This window comes from Marinobacter changyiensis (assembly GCF_009193265.1).
GTDB classification, from domain to species: Bacteria; Pseudomonadota; Gammaproteobacteria; order Pseudomonadales; family Oleiphilaceae; genus Marinobacter; species Marinobacter changyiensis.
Window position 1 is genome coordinate 63975 of the sequence record NZ_VZZZ01000007.1, and the last position, 17591, is coordinate 81565.

General features: G+C 56.7%; 14 protein-coding genes. 7 read left to right on the forward strand and 7 right to left on the reverse strand.

Going from position 1 to position 17591, the window contains the following annotated elements:
- The 3 genes from F6Y09_RS18160 to F6Y09_RS18170 are packed head-to-tail and all read right to left on the reverse strand — an operon-like array spanning nucleotide 1 to nucleotide 2239.
- On the reverse strand, nucleotides 1–612 hold the full coding sequence (locus F6Y09_RS18160) for a type IV pilus inner membrane component PilO (RefSeq protein ID WP_152208374.1): 612 nt from the start codon (nucleotides 610–612) through the stop codon (nucleotides 1–3).
- A complete protein-coding gene (locus F6Y09_RS18165; protein WP_152208375.1) occupies nucleotides 609–1175 on the reverse strand; it encodes a PilN domain-containing protein in 567 nt (188 codons plus the stop codon). Before F6Y09_RS18165 ends, F6Y09_RS18160 begins: the two co-directional genes overlap by 4 nt.
- A complete protein-coding gene (locus tag F6Y09_RS18170; RefSeq protein WP_152208376.1) occupies nucleotides 1175–2239 on the reverse strand; it encodes a pilus assembly protein PilM in 1065 nt (354 codons plus the stop codon). Before F6Y09_RS18170 ends, F6Y09_RS18165 begins: the two co-directional genes overlap by 1 nt.
- Nucleotides 2240–2421: 182 nt before the next feature.
- Here F6Y09_RS18170 and F6Y09_RS18175 point away from each other — a divergent pair, with 182 nt between their 5' ends.
- On the forward strand, nucleotides 2422–4893 hold the full coding sequence (locus F6Y09_RS18175) for a penicillin-binding protein 1A (protein WP_152208377.1): 2472 nt from the start codon (nucleotides 2422–2424) through the stop codon (nucleotides 4891–4893).
- A 47-nt stretch (nucleotides 4894–4940) separates the two neighbouring features.
- Here F6Y09_RS18175 and F6Y09_RS18180 read toward each other — a convergent pair whose 3' ends face one another.
- The gene (locus F6Y09_RS18180; protein ID WP_152208378.1) at nucleotides 4941–6206 is read right to left on the reverse strand and encodes a malic enzyme-like NAD(P)-binding protein; all 1266 of its coding nucleotides are present in this window, start codon (nucleotides 6204–6206) and stop codon (nucleotides 4941–4943) included.
- Between the two features lie 223 nt (nucleotides 6207–6429).
- Nucleotides 6430–6651 (reverse strand): 50S ribosomal protein L31, encoded by a 222-nt coding sequence (gene rpmE / locus F6Y09_RS18185; protein ID WP_152208379.1) that lies wholly within the window; start codon nucleotides 6649–6651, stop codon nucleotides 6430–6432.
- Between the two features lie 230 nt (nucleotides 6652–6881).
- Here rpmE and F6Y09_RS18190 point away from each other — a divergent pair, with 230 nt between their 5' ends.
- From F6Y09_RS18190 to F6Y09_RS18215, 6 genes are all read left to right on the forward strand, one after another.
- On the forward strand, nucleotides 6882–9050 hold the full coding sequence (locus F6Y09_RS18190) for a primosomal protein N' (RefSeq protein WP_152208380.1): 2169 nt from the start codon (nucleotides 6882–6884) through the stop codon (nucleotides 9048–9050).
- Between the two features lie 120 nt (nucleotides 9051–9170).
- Nucleotides 9171–10856, forward strand: coding sequence for an arginine--tRNA ligase (gene argS, locus F6Y09_RS18195; RefSeq protein ID WP_152208381.1), 1686 nt, complete (start codon nucleotides 9171–9173; stop codon nucleotides 10854–10856).
- A 195-nt stretch (nucleotides 10857–11051) separates the two neighbouring features.
- Nucleotides 11052–11549, forward strand: coding sequence for an SPOR domain-containing protein (locus F6Y09_RS18200; protein WP_343031152.1), 498 nt, complete (start codon nucleotides 11052–11054; stop codon nucleotides 11547–11549).
- 82 nt (nucleotides 11550–11631) lie between these two features.
- The gene (gene hslV / locus F6Y09_RS18205; RefSeq protein ID WP_152208383.1) at nucleotides 11632–12162 is read left to right on the forward strand and encodes an ATP-dependent protease subunit HslV; all 531 of its coding nucleotides are present in this window, start codon (nucleotides 11632–11634) and stop codon (nucleotides 12160–12162) included.
- Nucleotides 12163–12174: 12 nt separating this feature from the next.
- Complete coding sequence (hslU, locus tag F6Y09_RS18210; protein WP_152208384.1) at nucleotides 12175–13503, forward strand: ATP-dependent protease ATPase subunit HslU; 1329 nt, start codon at nucleotides 12175–12177, stop codon at nucleotides 13501–13503.
- 17 nt (nucleotides 13504–13520) lie between these two features.
- Nucleotides 13521–13880: a gamma-butyrobetaine hydroxylase family protein gene (locus F6Y09_RS18215; RefSeq protein ID WP_152208385.1), complete on the forward strand. Its 360-nt coding sequence runs from the start codon at nucleotides 13521–13523 to the stop codon at nucleotides 13878–13880.
- Nucleotides 13881–13938: 58 nt separating this feature from the next.
- Here the strand turns inward: F6Y09_RS18215 and F6Y09_RS18220 are convergent, their stop codons facing one another.
- On the reverse strand, nucleotides 13939–15183 hold the full coding sequence (locus F6Y09_RS18220) for a patatin-like phospholipase family protein (RefSeq protein ID WP_152208386.1): 1245 nt from the start codon (nucleotides 15181–15183) through the stop codon (nucleotides 13939–13941).
- 104 nt (nucleotides 15184–15287) lie between these two features.
- Nucleotides 15288–17588, reverse strand: a complete 2301-nt coding sequence (gene ptsP / locus F6Y09_RS18225; RefSeq protein WP_152208387.1) for a phosphoenolpyruvate--protein phosphotransferase — start codon at nucleotides 17586–17588, stop codon at nucleotides 15288–15290.
- Nucleotides 17589–17591 lie beyond the last annotated feature (3 nt).

Consider the following 17591-nt stretch of genomic DNA (forward strand, 5'->3'; position numbering starts at 1 on the left):
TCATTCTCCCGCCCGGTAGCGGTAGGTGCGGGCCAGAACTTGCATATCCAGCCCGTCACTTTCACCACTTTTTGGTTTGATCGTAAAATCGTGCAGAGTCACGATACGCGGAAGACTGGCCACACTGCTGACGAACGATGCCAACTCGTGATAGGTGCCAGAAACCTGGATATTGATAGGAAGCTCGACATAAAAGTCACGGCGTTGCTCTGACTGAAGTTTTATCTCCCGGAGTTCCAGCCCGCTCCCGACCGCTGTGTTGGTGATGTCTTCAAGCAAGCCTGGAACTTCAGTATCGCTCGGCAACTGTTTCACCAGGGCCCCGAAAGTTTCCTCCATTTCAACCATCTGGGTTTTGAATACTTCCAGGTTGGCAACCTTGTAGGCCTTCTGCTCGTATTGTTCCCTCAGCTCCATTTCGGTCTTTTCAACTCCGGCCAGCCGCACATACTGGTCTTTAATAAAGAACCAATAGCCGCCTCCAAGAATCAGGCCAAAGACTATCAGTACCACAATGGCTTTTATCGGTGCTGGCCATATGCCTGCGTTATTAACGTCGAGATCATTGATATCGAACTCATTCAGGCTTTTCATCGAATCCGCGAGGCTCATTGCTTGGTCTCCTCTTCGACACCCGGAGTTCGCTGAGTAACCGACAGGTTGAACTGGCTATATCCAGCCCGCCGATTATCCGCTGCAGAAACATTGGAGAGGTTCGGGTCATTGAACCAGTCTGAATTGTCAAAGCGTCTCATGAGTGTTGAAATCCGGCTGTTAGACTCGGCCATACCAGTGATGTCGATGCGCTCATTAACCTTTTTGAGGTCGCTGTAGAACAGCCCGTCTGGCAACGTCTGCACCAACTCATCAAATACCCGGACGATGACAGGACGCTTGCCCTGCAGATCCTGGATAACGCGCATCCGCGCCAGCAATTCGTCCCGCTGACGTCGCAGATTTTCAATTTCCTTGATCTGGCTATCCAGCTCTTTCATCGCTGTCTGGACATAAGCATTACGGGATTGCTGATACTCTATCTGGCCGTCCAGATCAGACTTCCAAAGGAAAGCGAGGCCCGCTGCCACCACTGCGGCACCAACAAGCATGACGATGAACTGTTGCTGTTTTTCCGCCCTGAGCTCTTCACGCCAGGGCCTGAGGTTAATATTAGCCATCAGTCAAAGCTCCTCATCGCCAAACCACAGGCAATCATCAGCGACGGTGCGTCGTTGCCCAATGCAGATGCATTAACGCGAGAGCCAACAGCCATATCCGCAAACGGGTTTGCGACCAGCGTATGGGTTCCGGTCTTGTCTGCCACCATCTCGGTAAGGCCCTGAATAGAGGCGGTACCGCCTGCGAGGATCACGTAATCCACAGAGTTGTACTGGCTGGCGCCGAAGAAAAACTGCAGAGCCCGGGCAACCTGTTGCACGACCGCTTCACGGAACGGCCCCAGCACCTCGGATTCATAGTCATCCGGCAGCCCGCCTTGTTTTTTGGCCAGGCCTGCCTCTTCAACCGAGAGGCCATAGCGACGCTGGATCTCTTCCGTCAACTGTTTGCCGCCGAAGATCTGCTCACGGGTGTACACCGTTTTGCCTTCGGCAAGCACACTCAGCGTTGTCATGGTCGCCCCGACATCCACAATGGCAACCACGAGTTCTTCGCCCTGGGATTCAAGCTGCGGTTCGATCAGCGAATAGGCCCGCTCAAGCGCATAGGCCTCCACATCCACAATTTTTGCGGTGAGCGATGCAATACTGAGCGCATCTTCACGGATATCGACGTTCTCTTTGCGGCAGGCAGCCAGCAACACGTCGACCTGATCAGGATTGGATTCGGAGGGACCCTGGACCTCAAAGTCGATAGCAACTTCGTCAAGGGGATAGGGAATGTATTGATCAGCTTCCAGAGTGATCTGATCCTCCATCTCGAATTCGTTGAGACCCGAATTCATTTGTATCAGCTTGGTAATAACAGCGGAGCCAGACACTGCCACAGCAGCATGCTTGACGCCCGTTCGGGCTTTACCGGCAACACGCTTCAACGCTTCACCGACAGCCTCAACGTCCGTTATGTTTTTCTCAACTACAGCGTTCGCTGGCAGTGGTTCCACCGCGTAGCTTTCTACCCTGTAGCGATCGCCCTGTTTCGAGAGCTCTAACAGTTTTATCGAGCTGGAGCTGACATCCACACCCAGAACTGCATTCGATTTTTTACCGAACAATCCGAACACGCGCTCACCCCATACCTGGTTACATGCACCCGGTTATGTATTTTTTTTTAAGAGAATTTTTTCTGCTTTAAGTCTACAATGCCAGCTCGTTATTTTGAGAGTCATTGTATTGACGAAACTTATTCGTCTTTCCTAAAGCAATTTCTCAAATGATAGACCTATATCCAACAGTTGTCAGAAAAATGTCCCGACTCTTCCGCACATCTCGCATCTTTGCCTGGTTCTTCCTGACTGGTTTAAGTCTCGCCATAATCGTGGCCTCCAGTTTTTATCTCTATCTGAGGCCGGGTCTTCCCTCTGTCGATCAACTGACAGACATCCAGTTGCAGACTCCGTTAAGGGTCTACACCGCAGACAACAGATTAATAGCAGAATTCGGTGAAAAGAGAAGGGCGCCCGTCACAATAGAACAGATCCCTACAATTCAGTTACATGCCTTTCTGGCCGCGGAAGACAGCCGTTTCTATGAGCACTTCGGGGTCGATTTCAGAGGCCTGATGCGGGCTGCCGTCGAATTGGTGACCACCGGAGAAATACAATCCGGCGGCAGTACCATCACAATGCAGGTTGCAAAAAATTACTTTTTGTCACGTGACCGGACCTTCATTCGCAAGTTCAACGAGATACTTCTGGCTCTTCAGATCGAACGCGAACTCCCGAAAAATCAGATTCTGGAACTCTATCTGAACAAGATTTATCTCGGTAACCGGGCTTACGGTATCGAGTCCGCGGCGCGGGTTTACTACGATAAAAGCGTCAGTGAATTGTCGTTGGCCCAGATGGCGATGCTGGCGACCTTACCCAAGGCGCCTTCCGCTTATAATCCGATCGCGAATCCGGAACGTGCGACAGTCCGCCGGAACTGGGTTCTTGGCCGCATGAGAGACCTTGGACACATTACACCGGACGCTTACGAACTGGCGACTAAAGCACCTGTAACGGCGAGCTATAACGCCCCCTCCACCGAGGTAGACGCAGACTACGTAGCGGAAATGGCACGCTCCGAGCTGGTCGCCCGTTATGGCGAAGCGGCCTACACCGATGGCTATAAAGTGACGCTGACCGTGAACAGCGTTAAGCAGCAGGCCGCCACTGACGCATTGCGCAAGGGGCTGGAAGCATACGACCAGCGTCACGGTTTCCGGGGCCCTGTCGGCAAGCTCGATGCCGAAGCCCTGGAATCCGATAATCTGACCCAAGCCATGGCAAGCTACCCGCGCGTCGAATCATTGTATCCTGCCGTGGTTACCGAAATCCGGGACAACGAAGTCCGCTTGTTCTCCCGCCACCTCGGCGAACTTTCGATGGCATTCGAAACCATGACATGGGCCAAACGTCATCGAACGGAAAACCTTCTTGGCCCCGAACCGAAAATCCCGTCCGACGTTGTCTCCAAGGGGGACGTGGTCTTTGTCAAACGTCAACAAACGGCAGAAAACGTCGACGTAACAGCGCCGAACGCCGATGATGGTGCGCTTCCGGTGGTGCCGGTACAAAAGGTTGCACTGGCCCAGGTTCCCGAGATACAGGGCGCCCTGATTTCTCTGGAGGCCAAGACCGGCGGCATTCAGGCCCTGACGGGCGGCTACAGCTTTAACCAGAACAAATACAATCGTGCGACCCAGGCCCGACGCCAGCCTGGCTCAACGTTCAAACCGTTCCTGTACCTCGCAGCTCTTGAGCGCGGCATAACCCCAGCGACCCTGTTCAACGACGCTCCGATCGTATTCGACGATATCGACCTGGAAACAACCTGGCGACCCCAGAACTCTTCCGGTCAGTTCTATGGCCCGACCCGGCTCCGGGAAGCGCTGTATCGTTCGCGCAACCTGGTCTCGATACGCCTGCTCCAGACTGTGGGAATAAACAACACCATTGATTATCTCGAGCAGCTTCAGATCAGCACCGACGGCATGCCTCGAGACCTGTCTCTTGCTCTGGGCAGCGGCAACCTGACACCGATGGAGGTTGCCCGTGGCTTTGCGGTAATCGCTAATGGTGGCTACGATGTGGAGCCTTATCTGATCCAGACCATACAGAACAGCAACGATGACATCCTGTACGAGGCTCCGGCGGTCGTTCTGTGTGACAGCGAGTGCGACACGCTTGCCGCAAGTTCACCAACTCCGGACGCCGGCTTCCCTGCCGTGCGGGTTGCCAAGCGCCTCGCGGATGAACGCGCTGTCTATATACTTCACTCAATGCTCAGGGATGTAATAACACGGGGCACGGGCCGCGGGGCGCTGGCGCTGGGACGAGATGACATTGGCGGAAAAACCGGGACGACCAACGAACAGAGAGACACCTGGTTCGCCGGCTTTAACTACAATCTTGCAACCATCGCCTGGGTTGGCTTTGACCAACCGACGCCACTGGGACGCTCTGAGTTTGGCGCCACCGCTGCACTGCCCGTGTGGCTCGATTACATGCAGGTTGCCATGGATGACGAGCCACGCTCTTTCATGCCCCAGCCAAATGGTATCGTGAGCATAAGGATTGACCCCAAAAGCGGCAAGCGCGCTCGACCCGGGCAAACTGATGCCGTCTTCGAGCTGTTCCGTGAAGAAGATACACCTGCGGTTCTCGAGGCGAATAATAATGGCAATAGCGTCTCACCGGGGGATGACAGCAATCTTCCACAGGAGATTTTCTGAACAAAAAAAACCGGCCAAAAGGCCGGTTTTTTTGTATCACTTATCGCCTACCTGATGTCGTCGATCGACTTCAACGGGTAATGGGCGGGGTACGGATTACGTGCAACGCCCGAATCTACTGCCGCTTTGGCAACCGCAGCAGGCACGACCTCAAGAAGACGCACATCCATCGGTTTCGGGATAATGTACTCACGGCCAAACTCAAAGCTTGCTGCGCCGTAGGCTTCGCAGATTTCCGCTGGCACAGGCATTTTTGCCAACTCGCGAATGGCGTTAACCGCAGCAACCTTCATCTCTTCGTTGATGGCTGTGGCCCGGACATCCAGAGCTCCACGGAAGATGAACGGAAAGCCCAGCACGTTGTTGACCTGGTTCGGATAGTCTGACCGGCCAGTCGCCATAATCAGATCGTCACGGGCCGCCAATGCTATCTCAGGGCTGATTTCGGGATCCGGATTGGAGCATGCAAACACAATCGGGTTTGCCGCCATTTTCATCAGGCTCTCGACCGGAAACAGGTCCGGGCCGGAGAGACCGAGGAAGACGTCAGCGCCATCAATAGCATCATCCAGCGTGCGCTTGTCTGTCTCATTGGCAAACATCGCCTTGTACTGGTTGAGATCATCCCGTCCGGAATGAATCACCCCTTTCCGGTCCAGCATGTAGATGTTTTCAGACCTGATGCCACAGCTGACCAGCAGCTTCATGCAGGCAATAGCGGCCGCACCGGCACCCAGGCAAACCACTTTTGCCGACTCTGGCGTCTTGCCCACCAATTCGAGTGCGTTCAGCATGCCGGCAGCCGTTACGATGGCGGTACCGTGCTGATCGTCGTGGAAAACAGGAACGTTGCACTTCTCTATGAGCGCACGCTCAATCTCGAAACACTCAGGAGCCTTGATATCTTCGAGGTTGATGCCGCCGAACGTGTCAGCGATCCGCTCAACGGTCTCGATGAAGGCTTGCGGGCTTTCGGAGTTCACCTCGATGTCAAATACATCAATGCCGGCAAAGCGCTTGAAGAGTACGCCCTTGCCTTCCATCACCGGCTTGCTCGCCAGCGGCCCAAGGTTACCCAAACCGAGAATCGCGGTACCGTCAGAGATAACGGCAACGAGGTTACCCTTACCTGTGTACTTGTATGCGTTTTCGGGGTCCTTTGCGATCTCCCGGACCGGCTCGGCGACCCCGGGGCTGTATGCCAGAGATAGATCGCGGGCGGTTTTGGTGGGCTTGGTGATTTCAACACTCAGCTTACCAGGCCGCGGCTTGGCGTGATATTCAAGGGCTGCTTCTTTCAGATCTTGAGACATTGCCACTGTTCCGTTAGTCACGTTAAAAGGGACGGAGATTCACTATTATCTCTCTGGGCCCACCAACACTTCGGTCGGCGAGCGCGCGTCATTATGGCGCGAAGGCCAAAAGCAAACAAGGGTCGCTGTGCATTCTGTGACCAGTGCCGACGCGAATACCCGGTATTTTTTGCAGCCACAAAAAAAGCGCCTCGCAAGGCGCTTTTTTGCGTACAACGCTGGATCAGTCTTTCTTGGCTGCGATCCGGCCACCGAAACGCTTCTGGAAACGGTCAATACGGCCACCGGTATCCATCACTTTCTGCTTGCCAGTGTAGAATGGGTGACATTGTGAACACACATCCAGCTGCAGATCATGGCCGATGGTAGAGCGCGTGTGGATAACGTTTCCGCAGCTGCAGGTTGCAGTGATTTCCGCGTACTTGGGGTGGATACCTTCTCTCATAGCGAACCTCTGTAGGTCATGCCGCTACCCGATCATGGACCTGGCCTGGAAGGCCGGGGTGTCAGGCACCGCATCGTTTGAAACAATCGGGAAGACAGGGCACAATCATGCCCCATCGCAATTAGACCGCGAATGTTACTCATAACGCGCGGCTTCCGCAAGCTTTCAGGCTGGCGCGACATCCGCATTTACCGAATTGGTTGGCAGCCCCCGAAAAGGCCGGAGTACCCTTGACCCGATCTGTCCGCATTGCCCTGGCGCGCCCGATTCGCCGGCTGTTCGACTATCACGCGCCGGACCAACAGAACGTCGTCGCGGGCCAGCGAGTGAGAATTCCGTTCGGGCAGCAAAGCGCGATCGGCCTGGTGGTCGATGCCAACGCCGAAGCGCCGGAGGGCATCACCCTCAAGCCTATTCTGTCAGTCTGCGAAAACTGGCCTGCCCTGCCCGACGAAACCCGGGCGCTTTTATCCTGGGCATCCAACTATTACCAGCATCCTCTCGGCGAATGCCTCTTTACGGCACTACCTCCGGCGCTCCGAAAAGGCCGGGCCGCGGAACGCCCGAGCCACACGCAATGGCAGATCGTTGTCGAGGCACCCGCTACGCTCCCTGCCAATGCCGTTCGCCAGCAGGCGCTGCTGGAGTGGCTCGCTGAGCAATCCTGCGCCAGGGAAACCTCGGCGATCACCAAAGCAGGGTTTACGCGAGCCCAACTCAACGCACTGGCGGCGAAGGGGCTGGTCACAGGCACCGAAACCACCCGTCAGGAACCACCCGCCGGGGACATTGCGACCCCACCGGTGCTCTCCCAGGCTCAGCGCTCAGCATGCGAACAACTGCCAGCTCCGGAATCAGGCTTTACAGCGAGCCTGCTTTACGGAATTACCGGCAGCGGTAAAACCGAGGTCTACCTGCATTACCTGCGGCAACACCTGGCGGAGGACCGACAGGCACTGGTGCTGGTTCCGGAAATCAATCTGACGCCTCAAACCGTTAAACGATTCCGTCACTATTTCGGTGGGCGCATTGCGGTATGGCATTCAGCCCTCAACGATGGCGAACGGCTCGACACCTGGCTGCGGATTCGGGAAGGCCATCCGGTCATTGTCATCGGCACGCGTTCCGCCGTGCTCCTGCCCTTTACCGGGTTACGCACCATCGTCGTGGATGAAGAACACGACAGCTCTTATAAACAGGGCGAAGGGTTTCGTTACTCGGGCCGGGATCTGGCGGTTTATCGGGCACACCTGAATCAATGCCCGATCATCCTGGGCTCAGCCACGCCCTCGCTGGAATCTCTCCATAACGCCACCTCCGGCAAGTACCGGTTGATTCGCCTTGAAGAGCGGGCCGGCAACGCGGTACCACCGACGATAAAACTGCTCGACATTCGCAGTCGCCCACTTGAGGGTGGCATGGCAGCCCCAACACTACAGGCGATCCGGGATTGTCTCGGCAACGGCCAGCAAGCATTGGTGTTTGTAAACCGGCGCGGCTTTGCGCCAGTGATGATGTGTTTTGATTGCGGCCATATGGTCGAGTGCCCGCGCTGTGACACCCGCCTGACCTACCATCGCAAAGACCGCGCCATGCGCTGCCACCATTGCGATTACCAGACCGCTGCCAGCGACCATTGTCCTGCTTGCAAGAGCGAAGCTTTCAAACCCGTCGGACAAGGTACCGAGCGCACGGAAGAGGTTCTCATGCAGCAGTTTCCCGACACGCCGGTTATCCGGGTCGACCGGGACAGTACTCAGCGCAAGGGCAGCATTCAGTCCATTCTGGCGGCCGTAAATACCGGCCGCCCCTGTATTCTGGTGGGCACCCAGATGCTGGCCAAAGGCCACGATTTTCCCAAGGTCACTCTGGTTGTCGCCATCAACGCCGATGGTGGTCTGTTCAGCGTTGATTTCAGGGCACCGGAACAGCTCGTCCAGACCCTGCTGCAGGTCAGCGGGCGTGCTGGTCGGGGCGAGGTCCCGGGGCAGGTGATCATCCAGACCTGTCACAGCGACCATCCGATGCTGCAGCAACTCGCGAGCGGCCATTATCTCCCGCTGGCAGAAGATCTGCTTGCGGAACGTTCGTCCGGGGGCTTTCCCCCTTTTCGCTCCATGGCCATCCTGCGGGCCGAGAGCGCCACCATGGAGGACAGTATCGGTTTTCTGGATCAGGCCAGACAACAGATCAACGCCAATCAAATTGACCTATGGGGGCCTCTGCCGGCCATCATCGCCCGCCGCGCCGACCGCTATCGCGCCCAGCTGGTGCTGCTTTGCGACAGCAGGGCGCGCCTGAATCTTGCGCTAAAAACCCTGTGCCAGCAGCTCGACCAACAGAAGCGCAAAGGCCCTCTGCGCTGGCAGATTGATGTTGATCCACTGGAAACCGGTTAGGCCGGCAGTGAGGGGATCACCCGTTGAGTCCCCCCGCCCTTTCCGCGATAATAGCGCGCCCCGGATTTCTGAGGGGATGCCGCGATCCCCAAATACCCGACAACCGAGCCGTCAAACAGCATGAAAGAGACCGTAACCCAACTGCTTGAGTCCGCTCTTGCCACCTTGCAGTCAGAGGGCGCCCTGCCCTCTGACCAGTCCTTTACCCCGAATGTGGACAATACCAAAGACAAGTCCCATGGCGATTACGCCTGCAATATAGCGTTGGTGGCTGCCAAGTCGGCAAAGCAACCGCCACGCAAGCTTGCAGAAGCTCTGGTGGCGGCATTGCCAAAGAGCGCGGCGATCAAAAAGGTAGAGATTGCAGGCCCGGGCTTCATCAACTTTTTCATGAGTACGGCCAGTGCATTCGAGGTGGTGAGATCCGTTCTGGAGCAGGCCGGGCAATTCGGTCGCAATACCTCCGGCAATGGGGAAAAAGTTCAGGTCGAGTTTGTATCCGCCAATCCGACCGGCCCTCTCCACGTGGGCCACGGCAGAGGCGCTGCCATCGGCGATTGCCTTTGCCGCCTGCTGGAAGCGAATGGCTACAGCGTCACCCGGGAGTTTTATTACAACGACGCCGGCGTCCAGATCGACAACCTGGCGCTCTCGTCCCAGGCGCGCATCAAAGGCATCACGCCGGAAGATGAGCAGTGGCCAGCAGATGGTTACCGTGGCGAATATATTGCCGACCTCGCCAGGGCCTACATGGCGGCAGAAACGGTACTCGCCGACGACCGCAAGGTTACCGGCGCCGCAGACCCGGAGGATCTTGAATCCATTCGCGAATTCGCAGTGGCCTATCTGCGTCGTGAACAGGACCTGGACCTGAAGGCCTTCGGGGTCGAGTTTGATGTCTACTTTCTGGAATCATCACTGTACAAGTCGGGCAAAGTCGAAGCGACGGTCAGACGACTAACAGATAATGGCTACACCTACGAACATGACGGCGCGACCTGGCTCAAAACCACCGAATTCGGTGACGATAAGGACCGGGTCATGCGCAAGAAGGACGGCAACTACACCTATTTCCTGCCGGATGTTGCCTACCATTTTGACAAATGGCAGCGCGGTTTCAGCACGGTCATAAACGAGCAGGGTGCCGATCACCACTCGACCGTGACGCGGGTTCGGGCAGGCTTGCAGGCCCTGAAAGCCGGTATTCCGGTCGGCTGGCCAGACTATGTACTGCACCAGATGGTGATGGTGACCCGCTCAGGCGAAGAAGTGAAGCTGTCCAAGCGCGCGGGCAGTTACGTCACCCTGCGGGACCTGATTGATGAAGTCGGGCGGGATGCCACCCGGTTTTTCCTGGCAGCCCGGCGCGTCGATTCGCAATTGACCTTCGATATTGATCTGGCACGCTCCCAAAGCAATGAAAATCCGGTTTATTACGTTCAATATGCCCACGCCCGTATTTGCAGCGTGCTGCGGAAGCTGGCAGAAAGCGGTGTCAGCAGAGGCTTTAACGATTACCGGGGCGACCTGTCGCTGTTGACCCTGGATGAAGAAAAGGAACTCGCCAACCAGCTTGCCAAGTACCCCGAGCTGGTTGCCAACGCGGCCACACAGCGGGAGCCCCATCACATCACCCACTATTTGCGTGAGCTGGCCGGACAGTTCCACACTTATTACAATGCCCATAAAGTGCTGATCGAGGACGAAGCATTGCGTGATGCCCGGCTCAGCCTTTACCTTGCAGTGAGGCAGGTTATTGCCAATGGTCTGGATCTTCTTGCCGTCAGCGCGCCGGAAGAGATGTAATCCGTCTGTCGACCACCTAGGTAAAACCGCGCCATGTCACATGACTATGCCAAGAAGAACCGCCCCCCGGTCAAAGATCCCCGGGGCCGGCAAGCCGCCGGGTCAAATCGCAGCAAGGCCCCTGCTCGCTCAGCGGCAGCAAAACAAAACCGGCGCCATCCCGCCACGGATCGCGGTCCATCAGGAGGACTTTCATTGCGCTGGATACTGTCATTGGCTGCCGTAGGTGGCTTCATTGGTTTCATTGCTTACCTCAACTCTGTGCCTGCGCCCCAATCCGGCACTGGCCAGGCTGAGCGCCAGCAACAGCGTGAAAACAGCACGCCCGCGGTAACCATCAAAGATAAGGCCAGGGACGAACCGGGCTTCCGCTTCTACGACATCCTGAAGGACTCCGAAGTGGTTGCCCCGAACGTCGACGAATATACCCCGGGGCCCATCGATCAGTCCTTCGCCTATCTGGTTCAAACCGGGTCCTTCCGTAGCCAGCAGGACGCCGAGCGCCAACGCGCCGAGATCGCCTTTCAGGGTTTAAGAGCCAAAGTAGACCGGATCGACCTGGATACCGGCAGCACCTGGTTTCGGGTTAATGTCGGGCCCTATCACTCCCGCTCCCAAATGAACGCCGCCATCGACAAACTGGTGTCGATCAACATTCAACCACTGGTTCGCAAGGTGCCTAAGGAAGGCTAGCCTTCCTGCCCTTGAATTCCCCCGCCCCGCCGCCATATAACCGGAACCAAGCTTTATTCACCCTCCTTTAACCGGAGCTGACATGACAACCATACTTTCGGTACGACGCGGCGACAGCGTTGCCATGGGTGGTGATGGCCAGGTCTCCCTGGGCAACACCGTCATGAAAGGCAATGCGCGCAAGGTTCGGCGCCTGTACAACAACCAGGTTCTGGCCGGATTTGCGGGCGGCACCGCCGATGCTTTCACCCTGTTTGAGCGCTTCGAGGCCCAGCTGGAAAAACACCAGGGCAACCTGACCCGAGCAGCAGTAGAACTGGCGAAAGACTGGCGCACGGACAGAGCGCTGCGACGGCTCGAAGCACTGCTGGCGGTTGCGGATAAAACCGCCTCGCTGATTATTACCGGCAACGGCGATGTCATAGAGCCCGAACAAGGCCTGATTGCCATTGGCTCAGGCGGGCCATTCGCCCAGTCAGCCGCCCGGGCGCTCCTTGAGAACACCGAGCTGAACGCCAGAGACATCGTAGATAAAGGCCTCGATATAGCGGCCGATATATGCATCTACACCAACCATAACCGTACTCTCGAAGTGCTGTCTGCCAACGACTGATTCGGAGCGACCATGTCTGCAATGACTCCCCGTGAGATTGTTCACGAACTCGATAAACACATCGTCGGGCAAGATCAGGCCAAACGTGCGGTCGCGATTGCCTTGCGAAACCGCTGGCGCCGGATGCAACTGGACAGCGACCTGCGCGACGAGATTACGCCGAAGAATATTCTGATGATCGGTCCTACTGGCGTCGGCAAAACGGAAATCGCGCGCCGGCTCGCCAAACTGGCGGACGCGCCCTTTCTTAAAGTGGAAGCGACCAAGTTCACCGAAGTGGGTTACGTCGGTCGGGATGTCGAGTCTATCATCCGGGATCTGGCCGACATGGCGGTCAAGCTGCTTCGCGAGAAGGAGATGAAACGCCACGAGCACAGGGCCGCAGATGCAGCAGAAGACCGCATTCTGGACGCTTTGCTGCCACCTCCCCGCAACTTCGAGGAGAACAGCAAGCCGGCGGAAGATTCCACCACCCGCCAACTGTTCCGCAAGAAACTGCGGGAGGGCGAGCTGGACGAAAAAGAAATCGAAATCGAACTCAGAAATCCCAGCGCCGGCGTTGAAATCATGGCACCGCCGGGCATGGAAGAAATGACCAGCCAGCTGCAGAGCATGTTTTCCAACATGTCCTCGGAGCGCCGCAAGACCCGAAAGATGAAAGTGTCTGATGCGCTCCTGCGTGCCCGGGAAGAAGAGGCGGCCAAGCTGGTCAACGAAGATGAGATCAAACAGAAAGCCATCTATGCGGTCGAGCAGAACGGCATCGTATTTATCGACGAAATCGATAAAGTGGCCAAGCGCTCGGAAAATGCCTCCTCTGATGTGTCACGGGAAGGTGTCCAGCGTGACTTGTTGCCGCTGATTGAGGGCAGCACTGTCAGCACCAAATTCGGCATGATAAGAACCGACCATATTCTGTTTATTGCCTCCGGCGCCTTCCACCTGACCAAACCGTCAGACCTGATTCCCGAGCTTCAGGGACGGCTGCCCATACGGGTTGAACTTCAGGCGCTGACCCCGAACGATTTCGAGCGCATCCTGACCGAACCTGACGCCTCGCTGGTGCAACAGTACGAAGCGCTGATGAACGCCGAAGGGCTGAAACTGAGCTTCAACAAGGCCGCCATTACCCGCATTGCGGAGATCGCCTGTAAAGTGAACGAAACCACCGAAAATATCGGTGCCCGGCGCCTGCATACCGTATTGGAGCGGCTGCTTGAAAGCCTGTCCTTCGACGCCGGTGACAAGGTGACGGCGCAGTTCGAAGTTACCGCGGAATACGTTGAAGAAAGACTCGGCGACCTGGCGGAAGACGAAGACCTCAGCCGCTACATTCTGTAGATAAAGGTACACCCGACATGACGGAGACAGCCAGACCGACCGGCATCCGGATCAGGAAACAAAGCCGGGTTGTTGCGCTTGAATACGCTGACAACAAGGCTTACGAGCTGCCTTTCGAGCTCCTCCGGGTCTATTCTCCGTCAGCGGAAGTCCGGGGCCATGGCACAGGCCCGGGCATCCTGCAGACCGGCAAACGGAATGTGCTGGTTACCGGGGCGGACATGGTGGGTAATTACGCCCTCAAGCTGACCTTCAGTGACGGTCATGATTCGGGCTTGTTCAGCTGGGAGTACCTGCAAGAGCTGGGCGAGCAACAGCAGCGATTCTGGCAGGACTACCTGGTGCGCCTGGAACAGGAAGGCGGCACTCGCGACTGAAGGGAGGAGTATGATCAATTGGCCCCGGGGCATCAGCCTGGGGCAGCCCGCCAAGATACTAGAGCGCTTTTTGTATCAGGTCGGTTACGTTATTAAGGCGGGCACCAAGCCCGCTTTTTTGTGCCAGTTTTTTACGGCCACGGGCAACATAAAGCGGCAGCATTTCACCATACAGGCTGGTACTGATCGTACGCTGCTCATCTTCCAGGCGATCCCGACGGAGCTTGATGCCATACCTGGCCAGCTTTGGTTCCAGCTCATCTGCGCGGTTGAGCAGATCTCTGCGGGTCATCTGGTAGGCATGTTCACACACCATTCTGCGTGACTGGAAACTGAAGACGTTGGAGAAAAACAGCTTGGCGTCATCCCGGGTAGGCTCAAAAAGCAGAATGTCTTTATCCGGATAATCATGGGCGTACTGGGCGATGCCACTCTGCATCCGGGAATGGACCATGGTCCGGAACATCTGGGACAGCAGGTTCGGCATGCCAGAGCGGACCAACGCACCCGGCTCCATCGAGCCCGACCGGACCGCTGCACTGGCATCGATAGGAACCTGGGGATTTACCGCAAACACCAGATCTGCGCCATCTTCAAACGCTACCGAAGCGTGGAGCCCTTTGCGCAGGGTGCCATCGACATAGTAGCGGCCATCGATTTCAACCGGCACGTACAATCCCGGGGATGAGGTGCTGGCCTGAACAGCCTTGGAAATCGGCACATGGTCAAACCCCGGCGCTCCAAAACAGACGGCCTCAGTGCTCTCTACATCTGCCGCCACAATATAGAGACTGCGTTTGAGCTGGCGGAAATCATTGGTTCTGCCCAGCATGGTGAACGTGCGCCTGAGATAATCGTGCAGACCTTCGTTATCAAACAGGCCCGCAGGGGCTGCCTGAGCCAGTATGGTCAAGGCCTCGAGTAGGCTCTGGTCATAGGGATTGCTGATGAAACGGCTGATCGCGCTGGCCATCAAGCCGGGCACCGCCAGCATACGACTGCCCATTTCCCGGAAGGCCGGCCGGTAAAAGACTTCTGGATGAAAAGGATGGACCTCCGCTTCATTGCGCACAAAAATCCGGCAAAGCTGCGCGGTGGTCATCTGATTGGCCAGATGGGCGGCGACAAAAGAACCCGCGTTGACTCCGACATAGACATCGATTTCATTGAAGTCAACGCCGTCGAGGGCTTCATCCAGCGCTCGCATGGCACCAATTTCATAAATGCCACCTAACGGACCGCCACCGCCTAGGGCGAGGCCGATCCGTGGTTTTGGCTTGATGTCTGTCTTTGTTGCAGTCATGGGCAGCGTTTTGTCCTACAGCATTCATCAATACGTTAGCAGGCCAAGCTAGAATACACAGCCTATAATCTGAACATTTTTCGTAACCCTACGTGTACAGCGCTTCAGGAATTCTGGCTCAAGGTATCGGCAGCGGCCTTACCAGGCCGCAGGTAACGCCCGAATCCGGCGCCCCGCAGCGCAAGTTCAACACAGCTTTTGATAACGTGGGGCGAGTCCAGCAACAGCACGTCCTCCAGTAACTGGGCGGCCCATTCCTGACTGATACTGCGAATGACCGATTTCACCTTGGGCAAGCTGGCGGCGTTCATCGACAACGCATCGTAACCCATGGCCATCAGCAGCACCGCACCTCCGGGATCACCGGCCAGTTCGCCACAGATGCTGACCGGCTTACCCACCGAGTGAGCATCCTGTGCAATACGCACCAGAGCCTGCAGAACCGCCGGGTGGTAGGAATGGTAAAGCTGGGCAACACGCGGGTTATTCCGATCGACTGCCAACAGATACTGGGTCAGATCATTTGAGCCTACCGAGAGGAAATCAACACGGTCCGCCAGCTCACGCACCTGATACACCGCAGCAGGAATCTCTACCATCACACCCACCTTGGGCATATGGATATCGTAACCTTCTTCACGGACCTCATGGTAAACGCGATAAATCAGATGGAGGGATTCTTCAACTTCCGAAATGTTACTGATCATCGGCAGCATGATCTGCAGGTTGTTGAGACCTTCGCTGGCCTTCAGCATCGCCCGGACCTGCACCAGGAAAATTTCCGGATGATCCAGCGTGACACGGATGCCGCGCCACCCCAGGAATGGGTTTTCCTCACTGATAGGAAAATAGCTGAGGGATTTGTCACCACCAATGTCCAGGGTGCGCATGGTGACCGGACTGGGCGCGAAAGCCTCAAGCTGCTCGCGGTAATATTCCCGCTGTTCCTGCTCGGACGGAAACCGCTCCTTGATCATGAAAGGCACTTCCGTGCGATAAAGCCCGATGCCCTCTGCACCGTGGTTCAGGGACCGCACAACATCCGTCATCAGGCCCGTGTTCACCAGCAGCGATACCCGGTGGCCATCGGTGGTTTCGCAGGGCAGGTCCCGTAGCTTTTCCAGACCGCGGAACAGCGCTGCCTCTTCGTCGTATATTTCCTGATAGAAAGCCCGGAGGTCCGCCGATGGCGAGGCAAAAAGCTGGCCTTCAAAGCCGTCGACGATCAACTCCTTGCCATCAAGCTGATTGACCGGGATATCAACCATCCCCATCACGGTCGGAACCCCCATGGCGCGGGCAAGAATCGCGACATGGGAATTACCGGAACCCCGCACCGAGATCAGCCCAACCAGGCTGCCCCGGGGCACCTCACCCAGCATGGCTGGGGTCAGCTCTTCGCTGACCAGGACGGTGCGCTCGGGATAAACTACGTCTTGCTGGTCGTCAGCCTGCAGATGCGCGAGCAGTCGGCGGCCCAGGTCCCGGATATCCACCGCACGCTCTCGCAGGTAAAGATCACCCATCAGCTCGAAGTGGCGGACATACTGGTTAACCACCTGTTTCAGTGCACCTTGGGCCCACAGACCACCCTCGATTCTGCTCACCACTTCACCGGGCAGCGCGTTGTCGTCCAGCATTCTCAGATACACTTCAAACAGTGCCAATTCTTCCGGCCGCAACTGGGACGCCAACCGTTCCGAGACCCGGTCAATGTCCTCCCTGACAGCGGTGACGGCTTCACCGAACAGTGCGAGCTCCTGCGCTATATCGTCGGTTTGCTTCTCGGGCACGGCATCCAGATCGGCCGGTGGATAAATAACCACACACTGACCGATGGCAACTCCCGGGGCTCCCGCGACGCCTTTGAAGCTGACATCCCGGGTTTCTTCCCCGGTCAGCGACAGACCGCTGATCGCCCCGGTTGCCTCACTGTGGGCGATAACCCCCGCAAGCTGGGCAGATACCGTCACCAGGAAGGCCTCTTCGCCCTCATCAAAACATCGGGAGCTTTCGCGCTGCTGGACCACCAGCACACCAAGGACACGGCGATGGTGAATAATGGGTACGCCCAGAAAGGAACTGAAACGCTCTTCGCCGGTTTCCGGAAAATAACGGTAGCGGGGGTGGGAGGGGGCATCTTCAAGATTGATGGGCTCTTCACGGGAGCCTACCAGTCCGATCAGACCCTCAGAGTGGCCAAGACTTACCTTGCCAACGGCCTTTTTGTATAGCCCTTCCGTGGCCATCAGAATGTAGCGATTGGTTTCCGGATCCAAGAGATAAACCGAACAGACTTCGGTATTCATCGCTGCCTGCACCCGCGAAACGATAATATCCAGCGCCTCCTGCAGATCGCGGGCGCTGTTTACCTCTTGTACGATATTTCGCAGTGTACTTAGCATGGC